The sequence below is a fragment of the Pseudomonas sp. GW821-FHT09C09 genome (assembly GCF_059418105.1).
The window spans coordinates 190,715-206,902 of the sequence record NZ_JBWKPF010000003.1 but is presented as its reverse complement, the minus strand read 5'-3'; the positions used below and the strand labels follow the sequence as shown (position 1 = coordinate 206,902).

Annotated in this window: 17 protein-coding genes; 11 read left to right on the top strand and 6 right to left on the bottom strand. The window is 60.4% G+C overall.

The features are described 5' to 3' along the window. The first annotated feature begins 241 nt into the window (after nucleotides 1-241). The 4 genes from uvrD to AC07NR_RS10640 all read left to right on the top strand — a co-directional run bounded on the left by uvrD (nucleotide 242) and on the right by AC07NR_RS10640 (nucleotide 4,607). The gene (gene uvrD, locus AC07NR_RS10655; RefSeq protein ID WP_495078538.1) at nucleotides 242-2,425 is read left to right on the top strand and encodes a DNA helicase II; all 2,184 of its coding nucleotides are present in this window, start codon (nucleotides 242-244) and stop codon (nucleotides 2,423-2,425) included. Between the two features lie 141 nt (nucleotides 2,426-2,566). Further along, entirely contained in the window at nucleotides 2,567-3,007 is a 441-nt protein-coding gene (locus AC07NR_RS10650) for an EamA family transporter (RefSeq protein ID WP_016984014.1), read from the top strand. 175 nt (nucleotides 3,008-3,182) lie between these two features. Then, complete coding sequence (locus AC07NR_RS10645; RefSeq protein WP_305834496.1) at nucleotides 3,183-4,061, top strand: Tim44 domain-containing protein; 879 nt, start codon at nucleotides 3,183-3,185, stop codon at nucleotides 4,059-4,061. A gap of 138 nt (nucleotides 4,062-4,199) precedes the next feature. Then, complete coding sequence (locus AC07NR_RS10640; RefSeq protein WP_007995855.1) at nucleotides 4,200-4,607, top strand: SMI1/KNR4 family protein; 408 nt, start codon at nucleotides 4,200-4,202, stop codon at nucleotides 4,605-4,607. 21 nt (nucleotides 4,608-4,628) lie between these two features. Here the strand turns inward: AC07NR_RS10640 and AC07NR_RS10635 are convergent, their stop codons facing one another. Beyond that, nucleotides 4,629-6,392: a cation:proton antiporter gene (locus AC07NR_RS10635; RefSeq protein WP_495078537.1), complete on the bottom strand. Its 1,764-nt coding sequence runs from the start codon at nucleotides 6,390-6,392 to the stop codon at nucleotides 4,629-4,631. Nucleotides 6,393-6,675: 283 nt separating this feature from the next. Here AC07NR_RS10635 and AC07NR_RS10630 point away from each other — a divergent pair, with 283 nt between their 5' ends. After that, entirely contained in the window at nucleotides 6,676-7,158 is a 483-nt protein-coding gene (locus AC07NR_RS10630; protein ID WP_003229693.1) for an acyl-CoA thioesterase, read from the top strand. Nucleotides 7,159-7,260: 102 nt separating this feature from the next. On the opposite strand, the gene pdxY is transcribed toward AC07NR_RS10630, so the two are convergent. Further along, nucleotides 7,261-8,133 carry a pyridoxal kinase PdxY gene (gene pdxY / locus AC07NR_RS10625; RefSeq protein ID WP_495078536.1) on the bottom strand — a complete coding sequence of 291 codons (873 nt, stop codon included), beginning with the start codon at nucleotides 8,131-8,133 and terminating at the stop codon, nucleotides 7,261-7,263. 117 nt (nucleotides 8,134-8,250) lie between these two features. Between pdxY and AC07NR_RS10620 the strand changes: the two genes are divergently transcribed. After that, nucleotides 8,251-8,664 (top strand): DUF3301 domain-containing protein, encoded by a 414-nt coding sequence (locus tag AC07NR_RS10620; protein ID WP_248740356.1) that lies wholly within the window; start codon nucleotides 8,251-8,253, stop codon nucleotides 8,662-8,664. A 1-nt stretch (nucleotide 8,665) separates the two neighbouring features. Here the strand turns inward: AC07NR_RS10620 and AC07NR_RS10615 are convergent, their stop codons facing one another. Further along, the gene (locus tag AC07NR_RS10615) at nucleotides 8,666-9,637 is read right to left on the bottom strand and encodes a CobW family GTP-binding protein (protein WP_423204574.1); all 972 of its coding nucleotides are present in this window, start codon (nucleotides 9,635-9,637) and stop codon (nucleotides 8,666-8,668) included. A 25-nt stretch (nucleotides 9,638-9,662) separates the two neighbouring features. On the opposite strand from AC07NR_RS10615, the gene AC07NR_RS10610 reads away from it, so the two are divergent. Continuing rightward, nucleotides 9,663-10,019 (top strand): NADH:ubiquinone oxidoreductase, encoded by a 357-nt coding sequence (locus AC07NR_RS10610; RefSeq protein ID WP_085708784.1) that lies wholly within the window; start codon nucleotides 9,663-9,665, stop codon nucleotides 10,017-10,019. A gap of 4 nt (nucleotides 10,020-10,023) precedes the next feature. On the opposite strand, the gene AC07NR_RS10605 is transcribed toward AC07NR_RS10610, so the two are convergent. Next, on the bottom strand, nucleotides 10,024-10,674 hold the full coding sequence (locus AC07NR_RS10605; protein ID WP_495078535.1) for a DUF1826 domain-containing protein: 651 nt from the start codon (nucleotides 10,672-10,674) through the stop codon (nucleotides 10,024-10,026). Further along, nucleotides 10,674-11,879, bottom strand: coding sequence for a zinc metallochaperone GTPase ZigA (zigA, locus tag AC07NR_RS10600; RefSeq protein ID WP_495078534.1), 1,206 nt, complete (start codon nucleotides 11,877-11,879; stop codon nucleotides 10,674-10,676). Before zigA ends, AC07NR_RS10605 begins: the two co-directional genes overlap by 1 nt. Before the next feature lie 224 nt (nucleotides 11,880-12,103). On the opposite strand from zigA, the gene AC07NR_RS10595 reads away from it, so the two are divergent. Beyond that, nucleotides 12,104-12,478 carry a glutamine synthetase gene (locus tag AC07NR_RS10595; RefSeq protein WP_248740353.1) on the top strand — a complete coding sequence of 125 codons (375 nt, stop codon included), beginning with the start codon at nucleotides 12,104-12,106 and terminating at the stop codon, nucleotides 12,476-12,478. Between the two features lie 11 nt (nucleotides 12,479-12,489). On the opposite strand, the gene AC07NR_RS10590 is transcribed toward AC07NR_RS10595, so the two are convergent. Next, complete coding sequence (locus tag AC07NR_RS10590; protein WP_495078533.1) at nucleotides 12,490-13,674, bottom strand: N-acetylmuramoyl-L-alanine amidase; 1,185 nt, start codon at nucleotides 13,672-13,674, stop codon at nucleotides 12,490-12,492. Nucleotides 13,675-13,758: 84 nt separating this feature from the next. On the opposite strand from AC07NR_RS10590, the gene folE2 reads away from it, so the two are divergent. The 3 genes from folE2 to AC07NR_RS10575 are packed head-to-tail and all read left to right on the top strand — an operon-like array spanning nucleotide 13,759 to nucleotide 16,186. Beyond that, nucleotides 13,759-14,655, top strand: coding sequence for a GTP cyclohydrolase FolE2 (gene folE2, locus AC07NR_RS10585; RefSeq protein ID WP_495078532.1), 897 nt, complete (start codon nucleotides 13,759-13,761; stop codon nucleotides 14,653-14,655). Beyond that, nucleotides 14,652-15,320 (top strand): metal ABC transporter ATP-binding protein, encoded by a 669-nt coding sequence (locus tag AC07NR_RS10580; RefSeq protein ID WP_495078531.1) that lies wholly within the window; start codon nucleotides 14,652-14,654, stop codon nucleotides 15,318-15,320. The genes folE2 and AC07NR_RS10580 overlap by 4 nt, the downstream gene beginning before the upstream one ends. Beyond that, nucleotides 15,320-16,186 (top strand): metal ABC transporter permease, encoded by an 867-nt coding sequence (locus AC07NR_RS10575; RefSeq protein ID WP_495078530.1) that lies wholly within the window; start codon nucleotides 15,320-15,322, stop codon nucleotides 16,184-16,186. The genes AC07NR_RS10580 and AC07NR_RS10575 overlap by 1 nt, the downstream gene beginning before the upstream one ends. Nucleotides 16,187-16,188: the final 2 nt, after the last annotated feature.

The following is a 16,188-nucleotide window of genomic DNA, read 5'->3' as shown; positions in this document are numbered from 1 at the left end:
TATAAGTGTGAGCATGCGCCCGGAAACGTGGACGGAGCATACACAAGCCCAACCACTTGCCAAACTGCTCCAGATCATAATTTCGCCGAAACTTTTCGACCTCCCGCCACCCGCAAAAGCCCCGACGCCAGGCGGGCCAACGCCTGTAGCCGGTGACCGACCGGTCGTCATCGGCAGCACTTTCATCGGCTAATGCAAAGCTCGGTTTGCCCGGGCCTGCGGCGCACCCTAGAATGCCCCGATGCGCGATGATCTCTCCCTTCTGCTGAACTCCCTCAACGATGCCCAACGCCAGGCCGTAGCGGCTCCCGTTGGTCGTCAATTGGTCCTGGCCGGTGCCGGCTCAGGCAAGACCCGAGTGCTGGTGCACCGTATCGCCTGGTTGATCCAGGTCGAAAACGCCTCGCCCCACTCGATCCTGTCGGTGACCTTCACCAATAAAGCCGCTGCCGAGATGCGTCACCGCATCGAGCAATTGCTGGGAATCAACCCGGCCGGCATGTGGGTCGGCACCTTCCACGGCCTGGCGCACCGCTTGCTGCGGGCGCACTGGCAGGAAGCCGGGCTGAGCCAGACTTTCCAGATCCTCGACAGCGATGACCAGCAACGCCTGGTCAAGCGGGTGATCCGCGAGCTGGGGCTGGACGAACAGCGCTGGCCGGCCCGTCAGGCCCAGTGGTTCATCAACGGGCAGAAAGACGAAGGTCTGCGTCCGCAGCACATTCAGGCCAGCGGCGATCTGTACCTGGCCACCATGCGCGGCATCTATGAGGCCTACGAGGCCGCCTGCCAGCGTGCCGGCGTCATCGATTTCTCCGAACTGCTGCTGCGCGCCCTCGACCTGTGGCGCGACCATCCGGGCCTGCTGGCGCATTATCAGAAGCGTTTCCGGCACATTCTGGTGGACGAGTTCCAGGACACCAACGCCGTGCAGTACGCCTGGTTGCGCCTGCTGGGCAAGGGTGGCGACAGCCTGATGGTGGTCGGCGACGACGACCAGTCGATCTACGGCTGGCGTGGCGCGAAAATCGAGAACATTCATCAGTACTCTTCCGACTTCCCGGATTCCGAGACCATCCGTCTGGAGCAGAACTACCGCTCCACCGCCGGCATCCTGAAAGCCGCCAACGCCCTGATCGCCAACAACACCGGGCGGCTGGGCAAAGAGCTGTGGACCGACGGCGGCGACGGCGAAGCGATCAACCTGTACGCCGCGTTCAACGAACACGATGAAGCACGCTACGTTGTCGAAACCATCGAAAGCGCGCTGAAAACCGGCTTGGCTCGCAGCGATATCGCGATTCTCTACCGCTCCAACGCCCAATCCCGCGTTCTGGAAGAAGCCTTGCTGCGCGAGCGCATTCCCTACCGCATCTATGGTGGCCAACGATTCTTCGAACGGGCGGAAATCAAGAACGCCATGGCCTACCTGCGTTTGCTGGAAGGTCGCGGCAACGATGCGGCGCTGGAGCGGGTCATCAACGTCCCGGCTCGCGGTATCGGCGAGAAGACCGTCGAAGCCATTCGTGAGCATGCGCGCCACAGCGATGTGTCGATGTGGGAAGCCATGCGCCAACTGGTGGCCAACAAGGGCCTGACCGGTCGTGCGGCCGGCGCCCTCGGTGCATTCATCGAGCTGATCGAGAACCTCGCCGCCAAGTGTGCCGGAATGCCGTTGCACCTGATGACCCAGACCGTCATCGAGCAATCCGGCCTGATCGCCTACCACGAAGCGGAAAAAGGCGAGAAAGGCCAGGCCCGGGTGGAAAACCTTGAGGAACTGGTCAGCGCCGCGCGCAACTTCGAGAACACCGAAGAAGACGAAGAGCTGACGCCGCTGGCGGCGTTCCTCGGCCACGCGTCGCTGGAGGCCGGCGACACTCAGGCCGACGAGCACGAAGACAGCATTCAGTTGATGACCCTGCACAGCGCCAAGGGCCTGGAATTCCCTTACGTGTTCCTGGTGGGCATGGAGGAAGGCCTGTTCCCGCACAAGATGAGCCTGGAAGAACCGGGACGTCTTGAAGAGGAGCGTCGTCTGGCTTACGTCGGCATCACCCGGGCCATGCAGAACCTGGTGATGACCTACGCTGAAACCCGACGCCTGTACGGCAGCGAAACCTACAACAAGGTGTCGCGATTCGTACGGGAAGTGCCGAAAGGCCTGATTCAGGAAGTGCGGCTGTCGAACAGCGTCAGCCGACCGTTCGGCGGCAACCAGTCGATGAGCGGCAGCAACCTGTTCAGCGGCAGCGAGATACCGGATACCGGCCTGAGCCTCGGCCAGGCTGTGCGGCACTCGATCTTTGGCGACGGCGTGATCCTCAACTTCGAGGGCGCCGGGGCTCAGGCACGGGTGCAGGTGAACTTCAGCGAAGGCAGCAAGTGGCTGATGCTGGGTTACGCGAAGCTGGAAGCCATCTAAACGCCGGCTCTGCTGTTCTGTGGGAGCGAGCCTGCTCGCGAATTGGAGCGCCGCGTTTATCTGATAAACCACGGTGCAGCCATCGCGAGCAGGCTCGCTCCCACATGGATTCATGCAACCCTTACCGACAGGACAACATCCATGGGCTCTGGCTTCTTTTCCTCCTGGACATTCTGGGCCCTGCTCTCGGCCACCTTCGCCGCATTGACGGCAATCTTCGCCAAGGTCGGCATCGAAAACGTCAACTCCGACTTCGCCACCCTGCTGCGTACCATCGTGGTACTCGTCAGTCTGGCCTTGATTTTGTACGCCACGGGCCAATATCAGTCCCTGGGATCGATCTCTGCCAAAAGCTATCTGTTCCTGCTGTTGTCGGGTCTGGGTACCGGGGCTTCGTGGCTGTGCTATTTCCGCGCACTGAAAGTCGGGCCGGCCTCGCTGGTCGCTCCGGTGGACAAGCTCAGCGTGGTGCTGGTGGCGGTGCTCGGCGTGATCCTGCTGGGCGAGAAACTCGACCTGCGCCAGTGGGGCGGCATCGGTCTGATCACCGCGGGCGTGGTGATGTTGGCGTTTCGACGCTGATCCATTTCCCACTGAAACTACCTCCTTTTCCTACAGACAAAAGTACATGGCCTTATTGCCTCGACCGAGCTGAACGTAACCTGTCAGGCAAAAGCCCGAAACACTCTCTCGCTAGCCAGTGACACTTCAGCTGTGCAACATGGCGCGCGTGTCTCCACAAACGGGAATTCCCTTTATGAAACGTTTTCTTAGCATCGCCATGGCGTTGTGCATCGGCCTGACGATGAGCCTCGACGCCAACGCCAAGCGCTTCGGTGGTGGCAAAAGCGCCGGCGCTGCGCCGACGCACCAGACCAGCCAGATGGCTCCTTCTTCTCCAGGCATGGGCGGCGCGGCTGCGACCGCCGGTGCTGCCGGTGCCGCGGGCGCTGCTGCCAAGGCTGGCGGCGCGTCGAAATGGCTCGGCCCTCTGGCCGGCATCGCTGCCGGCGGCCTGCTCGCGTCCATGTTCATGGGCGGCGGCTTCCAGGGCATGCAGATCTTCGACATCCTGATCATGGCCGTGATCGCGTTCGTGATCTTCCGCTTCATCGCCGCTCGTCGCCGCAAGCAGCAGGAGCAGTTCGCGCCGGCCGGTGCGCCGATGCAGCGTGAAGTGTTCGAGCAGAAACCTGCCGCCATGGGTTCGATCTTCGGTGGTTCGGCCGCTCCGGCTGCCGCCCGTCCGGTGATCAACGCACCGGCCTGGTTCAACGAGCAGCGCTTCCTCGAAGCCGCCCGCAGCCACTTTCAGGCGCTGCAGCAGCACTGGGACGCCAACGAAATGGACAAGATCGCCGAGTTCGTGACTCCGCAAATGTTCGAGTTCCTCAAGCGCGAGCGCGCGGAACTGGGCGATGCGTTCCAGTCCACCTTCATCGAAAACCTCCAGGTACAACTGGATGGTGTGGATGACCGTGCGGACAAGACCATTGCCACCCTGACCTTCAACGGTGTGTCGAAGACCTCGCGTTTCGACCAGCAGGGCGAAGTGTTCAGCGAAAGCTGGAACATGGAACGTCCACAGGGCGACAACCAGCCTTGGCTGGTCGCCGGTATCCGCCAGAACGGCTGATCACCTCCGACGTTTTACCCGCTGCAATAAAAACCCCGGCCTCGGCCGGGGTTTTCTATTTCGCGGTTGCATCTATAGCGAGCTACTGTATAAACCGGCCCATATAAACCGCGCCATTCAAGCAAGAGGATCCCGGACGTGGAAGAAATCATCGAACAACTGCGCGAAGCCAACGAACCCGTACCGGTTCCCCTGGAGTTGCCCGACGAAGACCAGTTGGTGGAAGTCGAAGAAGAACTCTTCATCAACATCCCGTTCGTCTTCAAAGAATTTCTGCTGACCGTCAGCGATGTGGTTTACGGCAGCCTGGAGCCGGTGACCGTCACCGACCCGCAGTCCCACACCTACCTGCCGGATGTAGCCGCCAATGCCTGGGACGCCGGTGTGCCGCGCGACCTGATCCCGATCTGCCAGGACGGCGACAACTACTACTGCGTCGAAGAAGACGGCACCGTGGTGCTGTGGTCCGGCGAAGAAGAGCTGATCACCGAAGAGTCCTGGGAGTCGGTCTGGCACTGGGCACGGGACGTCTGGCTGGAAAGCTGATCCGCCAGACGCCCCGCCGGGTCAATGCCCCGACGATTCCTTGTGATTGTCGAGGGTTTCCAGCAGGGCCACCTGCATCCGCGTGTGCACCCGGATGAACCAGCGCCAGAGCAGCGCCGCCACGGCGGCCGCGACCACGGCGACCAGCACCAGCAACTTGTTGGTCGGCAAGATACTGGCCGACAAGGCTGCCAGCAGCAGGAAAATCACCAGCAGCGAGAGGATCGGGATCACTTCGGCGATCACCCGGCGCACTCGCTGTGTGTGACGCCCCGCCATCTCCGGCTTCACGCCCATCTCCGCCAGCAGCATCGACAGCGCCTTGAGCTTGCGATAGGCCGCAATCAGGAACGGCAGCGACAACAGCAACGCCCCACCCCAGATCAACGCCTTCTGCCAGCTCGGATCGCTGATCCAGGCCTGCAGCCAGGTCGAGAGACGCCCGGCAAAGAACGCGCCGGCAAAGAAGATCGCAATCACCAGCGCCAGATTGACCCCGACCTGCAGCAGAATCCGCCGGATCATCGACGCCAGCATCGCGCCCTCGCCCTGCGGCTGAATACTGCGCAGCCATTCGCCATACATCCCGAACACCCGCCCGAGACGCTGCGGCATGGCGGCGGACAGCTTGATCGACAGCGGATCGGCGGCGCGGATCAGGTACGGCGTCAGCAACGTGGTGATGACCGAAACCGCCACGGCCACCGGATAAAGGAAGTTGCTGGTCACCTGAAGCGTCATGCCCAGCGCGGCGATGATGAAGGAGAACTCGCCAATCTGCGAAAGACCCATCCCGACCCGCAGTGAGGTGCGTCCGTCATTGCCGGCGATAAATGCCCCGAGGCCGCAGGACAACATCTTGCCCAGCACCACGGCGACAGTGATCACCGCAATCGGCCACGCGTATTGCAGGAGGATCATCGGATCGAGCATCAGGCCGATGGCAACGAAGAAGATCGCGCTGAACAGGTCGCGAACCGGCTCGATCAGGCGCTCGATCTTCAGCAATTGCCGCGACTCGGCCATGATCGCGCCGATCAGGAACGCGCCGAGGACCATGCTGTACTCGAGCTTGACCACCAGCAGGCAGAAACCGAAGCACAGCCCGAGCACGGTGATCAGCAGCATCTCGTTGCTTTCGAACTTCGCCACATAGGCCAGCAATCGCGGCACCAGCAGAATGCCGACGACCAGCGCGACGATCATGAAGAGCGAGAGCTTGCCGACCGTGGAAAACACTTCGCCGGAACTCACCGTGCCGCTGACCGCGATGCTTGAAAGCAGCGCAATGATGCCGATGCCGAGAATGTCTTCGACGATCAACACGCCGAAGATCAGCTGGGCGAAGCGCTCGTTCTTCATCTTCAGATCGTTGAGCGCCTTGACGATGATGGTGGTCGAGGAAATCGCCAGGATTGCGCCGAGGAACAGCGAATCCATGATGTTCCAGTCGAACCAGCGGCCGATTTCGTAGCCGATCCAGATCATCAGGATGATTTCCAGGAACGCCGCGATAAACGCCGTGGCGCCGACCTTGAACAGTTTGCGCAGGCTGAACTCCAGGCCCAGGCAGAACATCAGGAAAATCACCCCCAGCTCGGCGAGGGTCTTGATGGTTTCTTCGTCGTGGATCAGGCCGAACGGCGGCGTGTGCGGGCCGATGATGAAGCCGGCAACGATGTATCCCAGCACCACCGGCTGCTTGAAACGGTGGAACAGCACGGTCACCACGCCTGCGACCAACATGATCACTGCCAAATCCTGAATAAAGCTGATGGCATGCATGGCGTGGGCTCCTTGAATGACGATGCTCGCGGCAGGCGTCTGAAAACGTCTGGGCGAGCTGAGTAAAAATCCGCTTTAGATGTAGGAATCGCCCTTGGGGTGGGCTTTTGCAGGGTAACACCGCGACTTCCGGCTGAAAGGCGGTGCAATATATGGAAACAGATCGATCCGGGCGTGACGGCGGCCAGTTGCCCGGCGTCCCGATAACGGTGGTTTTGAAAAGCGACCAGGCACCCGCAGAGGTGCTTCTTCCAGCAACCCTGCCTTGACCCGTGAGAACGTTATGGAACCCGGAAACGCCCAGCTGTCGATGACGGTACTGATGACCCCCGACATGGCCAACTTCTCTGGCAATGTCCACGGCGGCACCCTGCTCAAATACCTCGACGAAGTGGCCTACGCCTGCGCGAGCCGCTACGCCGGCCGCTACGTGGTGACCCTGTCGGTGGATCAGGTGATTTTCCGCGAGCCGATCCATGTCGGCGAACTGGTGACCTTCCTGGCGTCGGTCAACTACACCGGCAATACCTCGATGGAAGTCGGCATCAAAGTGGTGACCGAGAACATCCGCGAGCGCTCGGTGCGCCACACCAACAGCTGCTTCTTCACCATGGTTGCCGTGGATGATCAGCGCAAACCGGCCGCCGTGCCACCGCTGCAACCGCAGAACAGCGAAGACAAACGCCGCTACATGCAGGCCCAGCAGCGCCGGCAGATTCGCCAGGAGCTGGAAAAGCGCTATCAGGAAATCAAGGGCGACGCCTGAGATTTGTAGCGATCTGACGACCGCTATCGCGAGCAGGCTCGCTCCCACAGTTGATGTTTTCTCTGTGGGAGCGAGCCTGCTCGCGATTGAAGCCGACGCGTATCAGAGGCTGATCGGCGTGGCCTCGAACTTCACCCGCGGATGCGCAATCCGATCCTGCGCCCGCACCAGTTGCAGCTCGTAACTGGCGCAGGCCTGGGTTTCCAGCAGCACTTCATGCACAGCTGCCGCAGTGAATTCAAACGCCGCCACCAGACTGTCGCCGAGCAGCACTCGCGCCAGGAACAGGCCAGACGTCAGATCGCCCACACCGACCGGCTGCCGTGGGAACGCGAGCAGCGGACGCCGCAGATGCCAACTGCCCTCGGCCGTCACCAGCAGCATCTCGAAGCCTTCCGCCGGTTTCCCCGGGTAATCCAGATGCTTGACCAGCACCGCTTTCGGCCCACGCGCCAGCAGCGCCCGAGCCATCGCCAGGCAATCGAACAACGACTGAGGCTTGCGCCCGGAGAAGCTGTCCAGCTCAAGCTGGTTCGGGCACATGAAATCCGCTACTGCTGCGGCTTCGTCGAGCAGGAAGTCGCTGACTTCGGCCGGCACGCTGCAACCCTTCTCCGGATGGCCCATCACCGGGTCGCACAGGTACAGGGCTTTCGGATTGACCGCCTTGATCCGCTCGATGCCACTGAGAATCGCCCGGCCCTGGGCCGCACTGCCTAGATAGCCGGACAGCACCGCGTCGCAATTGCCCAATTCTCCAATGGCGGCGATGCCTTCGACCAGTTCCGGGATCCGCTGCGGCGCCAGCACTTCTCCGGCCCATTGGCCGTACTGGGTATGGTTGGAGAACTGCACGGTGTTGAGCGGCCAGACGTTGACCCCGACCCGCTGCATCGGAAAAACCGCAGCGCTGTTGCCGGCGTGGCCGAACACCACATGGGACTGGATGGCGAGCAGATGAGGCGTACGTTTCATTCGGGTTTTTCCGTAAAACGATTGAAATTCAAGCCGCGCAGTATGCGACGAAACACAGTCTGTACGACAGACCGGCGACGCAGTTAAGCTGATGCCAACTTTTGGAGTTTCTTGTTGATGCTGACCCTGGAAAACATTTTCGTGCTGATGCTGTTCGCCGTTGCCGGCGCGTGGCTTTGGCACAACCACGGCCTGCGCGAGCGGGCGCTGGAACGGGTCAAGCAGCATTGCGTGAATGTCGGCGTCGAACTGCTCGACGGCAACGTGGCACTAAAGAAGATCGGTCTCATCAAGGATGCCAATGGCCGTCGGCGTCTGGCCCGGGTCTACAACTTCGAATTCACCGTGACCGGCGAAACCCGTCACAACGGCACCATCACCCAGTTCGGCCCACACAGCGCGCAGATTGAACTGGCGCCCTACCCGGCACCGTTCGACGATACCCCGCCGGTAGTGGAAGTGGCCAAGCCGAGCGCTCAGGTCATCGAACTGAGCCAATGGCGCCAGGAACACACCAAGTGGAAGCCTTGAGTCAGGTCGCTTGAATCCGACAGCCGGCCAGTTCTGCCTGTAACTCATCGATCGCCTGCGGTACGTCGAAAATCAGCTCGATCCGCGAATCCTTGCGCCATTCGCTGGGCTGCCAGGCCAGCTTGGCGCTATCCAGGGCATTGGCTGATTCCCAGCCAGTCTGACTGTGGATAACCAGCTTCGCCCGGCGCCAGTGCAGGGACTCCAGCCACTGAGTGATGCGAATCACGTCAAACGTCTGGCTTGGGTGCCAGCGCCAGCCGATGCTCCAGCCGCCCTCCTGCGCCTGACTCAGGCAGATCGGCGAAGCCGGATCGCTCCAGATGACCGGCATCTGCGCCAGACCTTTGGGCAAGATCAACTTATCCACACCCGCCTGTGCTTGTGTCGCCACACCCGGCAATTCGCTCAGGGGCAACGATGCCTGTTGCGTCCAGATCAGCCTGACGGACGGCAACTGACGGGCAATCTGCTCTCGCCGGGATTCATCGAGGTTTTCCGCCTTGTTCAATACCAGCAAACCGGCATTCGGGAGCGCCTCCCGTTGAGCCGGCGGTAGTGTCTTGCCCGCCGACAGTGCCTGGGCGTCCAGCACCAGCACGCAGGGTTGAATCGCGAGAACACCCTGCCATGGTGCTTCGTTCAGTTGCTGCAGCAACTGCGCCGGATGCCCCAATCCGGAAGGCTCGATGAACAGACGATCCGGCCGGGCCTTGCGCAATAAACGTCCCAACCCGATCTGAAACGGCGCACCGTTCACACAACACAAACAGCCCCCGGCCACTTCGCCCAGTGCGATACCATCGGCGTCCCGGGTCAACAGTGCAGCGTCGAGGCCGATCTGGCCGAATTCGTTGATCAGCACTGCCCAGCGCTCACCGGCCGGTCGTTGCGCCATGAGCTGGCGAATCAGGCTGGTCTTGCCGGCGCCCAAGGGGCCTGCGATGACGTGGGTAGGAATGTTCTGCAACATGATCAAGGTTTTCTGGAGGTCGGGAATGCGGTGGATGGGATGGTCGTTGCTGTTGGCGCTGGTGTCGGGCGAAGCGCTGGCCCAGGCTTGTGTGGTGCACAGCCAGGCAGAACGCCTCGACGTGAAGGTCTGCCAGCAGAACCGCAACATCCCGGAGAAGCTGTTCAATGACGGCTTCTGCCAACCCACGCTGGCGGGGCAAAAAGTCGACGTGCAGTACGTCGATCAGTGCCCTGCCGGAGCGTTTGGCGTGTGCAGCAACGCGCAAGTCGCCAATATGCCTTATCGCCAGGATATCCACTATTACGGCGTAGCCACCGATGCGGCGTATTTGAAGCCGTACTGCGAGAGCCAGAGCCAGGGCAACTGGCTCAAGCCTTGAGGCGTCAGCCCAGCCAGTCGAGGGTCAGCATCAGACGCCGTTCGCCCGGCGCCGGTTGTGGAGAGCGATGGATCAGCCCGAAACCTTCGTTACCGTGCCACTTCTCCCCTTTGAGCAACGCCACTTCACCGCTGACCAGTTGCTGAATCCGCGATTCTTCCTGCGGCTCGGCCAGCGGTTTTCCCAGTTGCTGGCGATCCATTTCCCCTTCCTTGAGCCACTCGCTGCCAATGCCGGCGTAGGTGGTGATCAGTCGTACGGGCACATGATCGACGTGAAAACGCGGGCACATCGCCTTGTCCAGCACACGCAGCCGCAAGCCGATCCGCCGCGCGCCGAGCAGGCAGGCGAAGGCGCCGACCAGCCATTTCAAGTCGGCGATAAAACCTTCGTAGCCTTCCAGGTCACGGAATCCGCTGGCCAGTCCCGTCAGATCTGGTTCTGCGTCTTCGTCGTGCAATTCGAGGCTCAGCGCTTCGGCATAAGGCTCGTTGAGTGACACCAACAACTTCGCAAAATCGACGACATGCAGCGGTAGTTGCCGCTGCCAGACAGCGAGGTTTATTTCATCTTCCAGGATGCTCACCAGCGCTTGCGGGGTCGGGCCGAGCACTTGATGACGTATTTTGCTTTGCAACGGTTTGAGGGCAAGCATCACGCGGCCTCGTCATGCCAGGGGCCGAACGGATCGGCCAGCAAGCGCCAGCCTTCAACACCGAGCGCCATCTCGGCATCGGTGAGCAGACAGTCGTCGAGGGCTGACTTGAGCTGTGCGAAATCGATGTTCTGGCCGATAAACACCAGCTCCTGACGACAGTCTCCTACGCTCGCGGTCCAGTTTTCCATGATCGCAGCCGTGCTTTCCTGATCCTGTGGCCACTGATTCTTCGGTACAAAACGCCACCAGCGCCCAGCGAAACCATGGCGCATCAAGCCACCCGCCTGGGACCAACTGCCGGCATCCGTGGGTTTGCTCGCGAGCCAGAAGAAACCTTTGGAGCGCAGCAGTTTGCCGTTCAGCCAGGGCCGGTCGATGAAGTCGAAAAAACGCTGAGGGTGAAAGGGTCGACGCGAGCGGTAAGCCGTGGACGCGATGCCGTATTCCTCGGTTTCCGGCACATGTTCGCCACGCAACTCCTGAAGCCAGCCCGGGGCCGTTGCAGCCCTGTCGAAGTCGAAGCGGTGGGTGTTGAGGATCTTCTCCAGCGGCACTTCGCCCATCACCATCGGGATGATTTCGGCGTTAGCGTTGAGCCGCTTGAGGATCGCCATCAGCTCTTCCCGTTCGCTGCTGCTGATCAGATCAATCTTGCTGATCAACAGAACGTCGGCGAACTCGATCTGTTCGATCAACAGATCGGTGATCGAGCGCTCATCTTCTTCACCGAGGATTTCGCCACGGGAGGCCAGGCTTTCGGCGGCCTGGAAATCAGGCAGGAAGTTCAAGCCGTCGACTACAGTGACCATGGTGTCGAGGCGAGCGATGTCGGCGAGGCTTTGGCCCTGCTCGTCGCGGAAAGTGAAGGTCTCGGCAATCGGCAGTGGCTCGGAAACCCCAGTGGATTCGATGAGCAGATAATCGAATCGGCCTTCCCGGGCCAGTTTGGCGACTTCTTCCAGAAGGTCCTCGCGTAACGTACAGCAGATACAACCGTTGCTCATCTCCACGAGTTTTTCTTCTGCGCGGTTCAGGTCGACATCACGCTGAACTTCGCTGCCATCAATGTTGATTTCGCTCATATCATTGACGATCACCGCCACACGCAAATCGTCTCTGTTACGTAGTACGTAATTCAAAAGTGTACTTTTTCCGGCGCCGAGAAAGCCGGATAAAACGGTCACGGGAAGCGGGGAAGACATGGGGTAAACCTCATCAAACGGTAGCTAAACACAAGAAACGCTCTCGGCGGCAGGCGTTCTTGGGCTTCGACGAGACCGTCAGAGAAGCAGACGCTTGAATAAAGGAGCCACGGAAAGCCCGATTGAATTTATGTTATAGTATAACAACATTAAAGATCCACTTTCTTCTTGCCGGAAATGACGAAGGGCTGGAAGCTGGAAACACTTCGCCGTCGAGTGATCTCATGAAAACAGCGCTGAAATGCTCACTCTTTGGTCTCGCCTTGCTGACCTTCGATGCATGGGCACAAGTCCCGGGGCTCGCCACCTGCACGCGCAGCGCCAACCTGCTGGCGTGCGTGGATGCCAATGGCAACGCCTATAGCGTCAACACCGCCGGCAAGACGATTTATCTGCGGGGTTTCGAGAAGGTTGGCCAACGTTATTGGGCGCAAACCAACAGCATTTATGGGCAACTGACGTTCTTCACCGGGATCGCCTCCGACGGCGAGGCCTGGGTCGGTTACAACCGCCGGGTGGGCTGGACGACGATCAACCGCTTCTCCAGCTCCGGCGGAAGCACCGGGAAGTTCACTTGCAGCCGACTCACGGGCTGCTAGACACGCGCTTGTTACTGCCCCTGCTGCCAGGCGATGTAGCTGTCGGCCGGTGGATTTTTCTGGAAATAGCGCTGCAATCCTTCAAACAATCCGTCAGCAACCGCCTGCTGATGGCGTGCAGTGACCAATCGCTGACTGTCCCGTGCGTTGGAAATGAACCCGGTTTCCACCAGAATCGACGGCACATCGGGTGACTTCAGCACCGCAAATCCCGCTTGTTCCACACGCTTTTGATGCAGCGTGGTGATGCCCGCCAGACTCCCCAGCACCGTGCTGCCCAGCTGCAAACTGGCGGCGATGGTGGCGTTCATCGACATATCGAGGATGACTCCGGCGAGCATCGGGTCCTTGTCCTTGAGATTCAGCAGGCTGGTTGCACCGAGCAGATCCGCACCGTTTTCCCGCTGAGCCATGAAACGTGCAGTAGCTGAAGTCGCACCACCTTCAGACAGGCAGTACACCGAAGCGCCCGAAGCAGTCAGACGCGGCGCAGCATCTGCGTGCACCGAAATGAACATGTCGGCCTTGTGCTGGCGAGCAATATCGACCCGCTTGCGAAGCGGCACGAAGAAATCATCGTTGCGCACAAGCTTCACATCGAAGCCCTTTTCCCGCTTCAACCGGCGGGCAAGCAGCTGTGAAATCGAGAGCACAACATCCTTCTCACGCTCGCCTTTTGCACCCACTGCCCCCGGATCTTTTCCGCCATGACCAGGATCAACCACGACAATAATGTCTCGTTTTGGATGATTGGTTTTCCCCGGTGTTTCACGTGGAACGCTTGGCGTTGCCACTTTTGAGTCGCTCAAAAGGTCCAGAACCAGGCGATGCCCTTGTCCATCCTGAGGCGCCAGCAGGAAGGTATTGAGCTGAACCGGGCGACTCAAATCCAGAACGATTCGGGTATCGCCCTTGCCAAAATGCCCTGAGCGGATGCTGCGAATAACTGTTTCGCTGAGCGCCAACTGACTGAAATCGCCACTCAAGCTGGCACCACTCAGATCAATGATCAGACGATCCGGTGCACTCAACGTGAACGTCTTGTAGCTCACTGGCCCGCTCAAATCAAAGACCAACCGAAGCTTGTCATCCGACCGCCAGAGGCGTGCATTGCGAATTTGTGTAGCGCTGACACTGAATGGGAAAGCCAGGGCAGCGCTGGCCAACATCAGGTTAAGTAAATGGCGTCTGTGCATTTGAAAGCCCGTTCATGAAAAAGGCATCGTGATTTGAATTGTTATAATGTAACATTAAATTCAATCAACACGATGGTACTGAACATGAATGCGCTGACGCTGCCGGATATCGCCGCGCAAGCCGCCCGCCAAGCCTTGCCGCTTGATTGGGTGGGAATGCGTGGTATCGCTCTACCTGTATTTATCGAGGGCCAACGACTGGCTGCAAAAGCCGATGCGGGTGTCAGTCTGGATGACGGCGAAGCCCGTGGCATTCACATGTCACGGTTGTATCTGGCGCTGGAAATGCTGGAACAGCAAAACCTCACTCCCGCACTGTTGCAGCAGGTTTTGCAGCGTTTTCTCGACAGCCACGAAGGCCTGGCTAACTCCGCCTATCTGAATATCCATACCGATTTACTGCTCAGAAGACCCGCATTGGTCAGTCCATTGGCGGGATGGAAAACCTATCCGGTGACCATTGCAGCCACTCTGAAAAACACAGTGTTCCACGTGGAACTGAAAATTGAGGTGGCCTATTCCTCGACTTGCCCTTGCTCTGCCGCTCTGGCGAGGCAATTGATCCAGCAGCAATTCGTCGACGATTTCGCCAACAAGCCGTTGCAACATGCCGAGGTACTTGCCTGGCTGGGCTCGACTCAAGGGATCATCGCAACACCCCACAGCCAGCGCAGCACCGCACAACTGCATCTGCACCTGGATGAATTCGTCGATGGCTTACCACTGACCTCGACCATCAACGATGCCGAAGCCGCCCTCGGCACCGCCGTACAAACCGCCGTCAAGCGCGCGGACGAACAAGCCTTCGCCCTCGCCAATGGCCAGAACCTGATGTTTTGCGAAGATGCCGCTCGCCGTCTGAATCTGGCTCTGCGCCGCTCACCCGGCATCCGCGAATTCCACCTGCGCGTGATCCATGCCGAAAGCCTCCACGCCCACGATGCAGTCGCTGAAAGTCACTGGCGCCGGGAGATCGCATGATCCGCCTGCAGTCTTTGAGTTGGGGCGCCCCCGGCCAACCGCTCACGCCACCGCTGAGTCTTCAACTGGAACGCGGCAGCCTGACCGCCATCATCGGTGTCAACGGCAGCGGTAAAAGCAGCCTGCTCAAAGTCATCGCCGGATTACAGAGACCGTTGGCCGGCGCCGTTGCATTAGGCGTCCCTCGCCAAAGCGGTTTGTCATTCCTCCCCCAGCAACAGCACCTGGATCGCCAATTCCCGATCAGCCTTCAGGAAGTGGTCGCCGCCGGTTTCTGGGGCCGCCGACTATCCACTCAACTGCGCGCACAGCGCCTCACCCAGGCACTTGAAAATTGGCACTTGAGTGGCCTCGAACAGCGCCCGTTGATGGCCCTCTCCGGCGGAGAACTGCAACGTGCCCTGCTCGCTCGACTGAGTCTGGCCGACACGCCTTTGCTGCTGCTCGACGAACCCCATGCCGCCCTTGATGAACTGGGTCAGGCATTGCTCTGGCAACACCTGCACACCTGGCATGCGCAAGGACGGACGCTTGTGATGGTTTGCCACGACCTCGCCGCCGTCCGCCAACACATTCCACAAACGCTGCTGATCAAAAACAGCGGCTGCGTGTTCGGCCCCAGTGACGAACTGATCCAGCAATCACCAACCGTGCAGGTGGCTTGATGCTCAGCGCTACGTATTTCTGGCAACCGTTCCTGGAGTTCGTGTTCATGCGTCGGGCACTGCTCGGCGGTTTGCTGCTGGCATGCAGCACCGCTCCATTAGGCGTGTTCCTGATCCTGCGGCGCATGAGCCTGATCGGCGACGCCGTCGCCCACGGCATCCTTCCCGGCGCCGCACTCGGTTTCTGGTTTGCCGGTCTGAGTCTTCCCGCGCTGACCCTCGGCGGCCTCGGCGCCGGCCTGAGCATGGCCGGACTCGCCGCATGGATCACCCGCCGAACCGGCCTGCGCGAGGACGCCAGTCTCGCCGCGATCTACCCGATCTCCCTGGCCAGTGGCGTGCTGATTCTGGGCATCGCCGGTAAACGCCTCGACCTGCTGCACTTGTTGTTTGGCTCGGCGCTGGCCGTCGACGGACCGACCCTCAACGGCATGCTGGGCGTGTCGCTGCTGAGCCTGATGGCCATGGCATTGATCTACCGCCCGCTCCTGCTCGACACCCTCGATCCACTCTTCCTGCGCACCGTCAGCCGACTCGGCCCGATCGCCCACGGTGTGTTCCTGACGCTCGTTGTGCTGAATCTGGTCATCGGATTCCAGGCCATCGGCGCGCTGATGGTGGTCGGTCTGATGATGTTGCCCGCTGCCGCTTCTCGATTCTGGAGCCGGCGCCTGCCGGTCCTGATCGCGATCGCCGCCGTGATCGGCTGCCTGTCGGTATGGCTCGGTCTGTTGCTGTCGTTCTACTACTCGCTGCCCAGCGGTCCGGCCATCGTGCTGGTCGCAGGTATCGGTTACCTGTTGTCCGTCGTGCTCGGGCCGGTTCACGGCCTGCTGCGCCGCCCGCCCTTGCTCACATCCCAATGAGG

What these genes read in the sequence shown, in the direction of transcription:
- uvrD (WP_495078538.1), top strand. Translation starts at nt 242, where the DNA reads ATGCGCGATGATCTCTCCCTTCTGCTGAACTCCCTCAACGATGCCCAA.
- AC07NR_RS10650 (WP_016984014.1), top strand. Translation starts at nt 2,567, where the DNA reads ATGGGCTCTGGCTTCTTTTCCTCCTGGACATTCTGGGCCCTGCTCTCG.
- AC07NR_RS10645 (WP_305834496.1), top strand. Translation starts at nt 3,183, where the DNA reads ATGAAACGTTTTCTTAGCATCGCCATGGCGTTGTGCATCGGCCTGACG.
- AC07NR_RS10635 (WP_495078537.1), bottom strand. Translation starts at nt 6,392, where the DNA reads ATGCATGCCATCAGCTTTATTCAGGATTTGGCAGTGATCATGTTGGTC.
- AC07NR_RS10630 (WP_003229693.1), top strand. Translation starts at nt 6,676, where the DNA reads ATGGAACCCGGAAACGCCCAGCTGTCGATGACGGTACTGATGACCCCC.
- pdxY (WP_495078536.1), bottom strand. Translation starts at nt 8,133, where the DNA reads ATGAAACGTACGCCTCATCTGCTCGCCATCCAGTCCCATGTGGTGTTC.
- AC07NR_RS10620 (WP_248740356.1), top strand. Translation starts at nt 8,251, where the DNA reads ATGCTGACCCTGGAAAACATTTTCGTGCTGATGCTGTTCGCCGTTGCC.
- AC07NR_RS10615 (WP_423204574.1), bottom strand. Translation starts at nt 9,637, where the DNA reads ATGTTGCAGAACATTCCTACCCACGTCATCGCAGGCCCCTTGGGCGCC.
- AC07NR_RS10610 (WP_085708784.1), top strand. Translation starts at nt 9,663, where the DNA reads ATGCGGTGGATGGGATGGTCGTTGCTGTTGGCGCTGGTGTCGGGCGAA.
- AC07NR_RS10605 (WP_495078535.1), bottom strand. Translation starts at nt 10,674, where the DNA reads ATGCTTGCCCTCAAACCGTTGCAAAGCAAAATACGTCATCAAGTGCTC.
- zigA (WP_495078534.1), bottom strand. Translation starts at nt 11,879, where the DNA reads ATGTCTTCCCCGCTTCCCGTGACCGTTTTATCCGGCTTTCTCGGCGCC.
- AC07NR_RS10595 (WP_248740353.1), top strand. Translation starts at nt 12,104, where the DNA reads ATGAAAACAGCGCTGAAATGCTCACTCTTTGGTCTCGCCTTGCTGACC.
- AC07NR_RS10590 (WP_495078533.1), bottom strand. Translation starts at nt 13,674, where the DNA reads ATGCACAGACGCCATTTACTTAACCTGATGTTGGCCAGCGCTGCCCTG.
- folE2 (WP_495078532.1), top strand. Translation starts at nt 13,759, where the DNA reads ATGAATGCGCTGACGCTGCCGGATATCGCCGCGCAAGCCGCCCGCCAA.
- AC07NR_RS10580 (WP_495078531.1), top strand. Translation starts at nt 14,652, where the DNA reads ATGATCCGCCTGCAGTCTTTGAGTTGGGGCGCCCCCGGCCAACCGCTC.
- AC07NR_RS10575 (WP_495078530.1), top strand. Translation starts at nt 15,320, where the DNA reads ATGCTCAGCGCTACGTATTTCTGGCAACCGTTCCTGGAGTTCGTGTTC.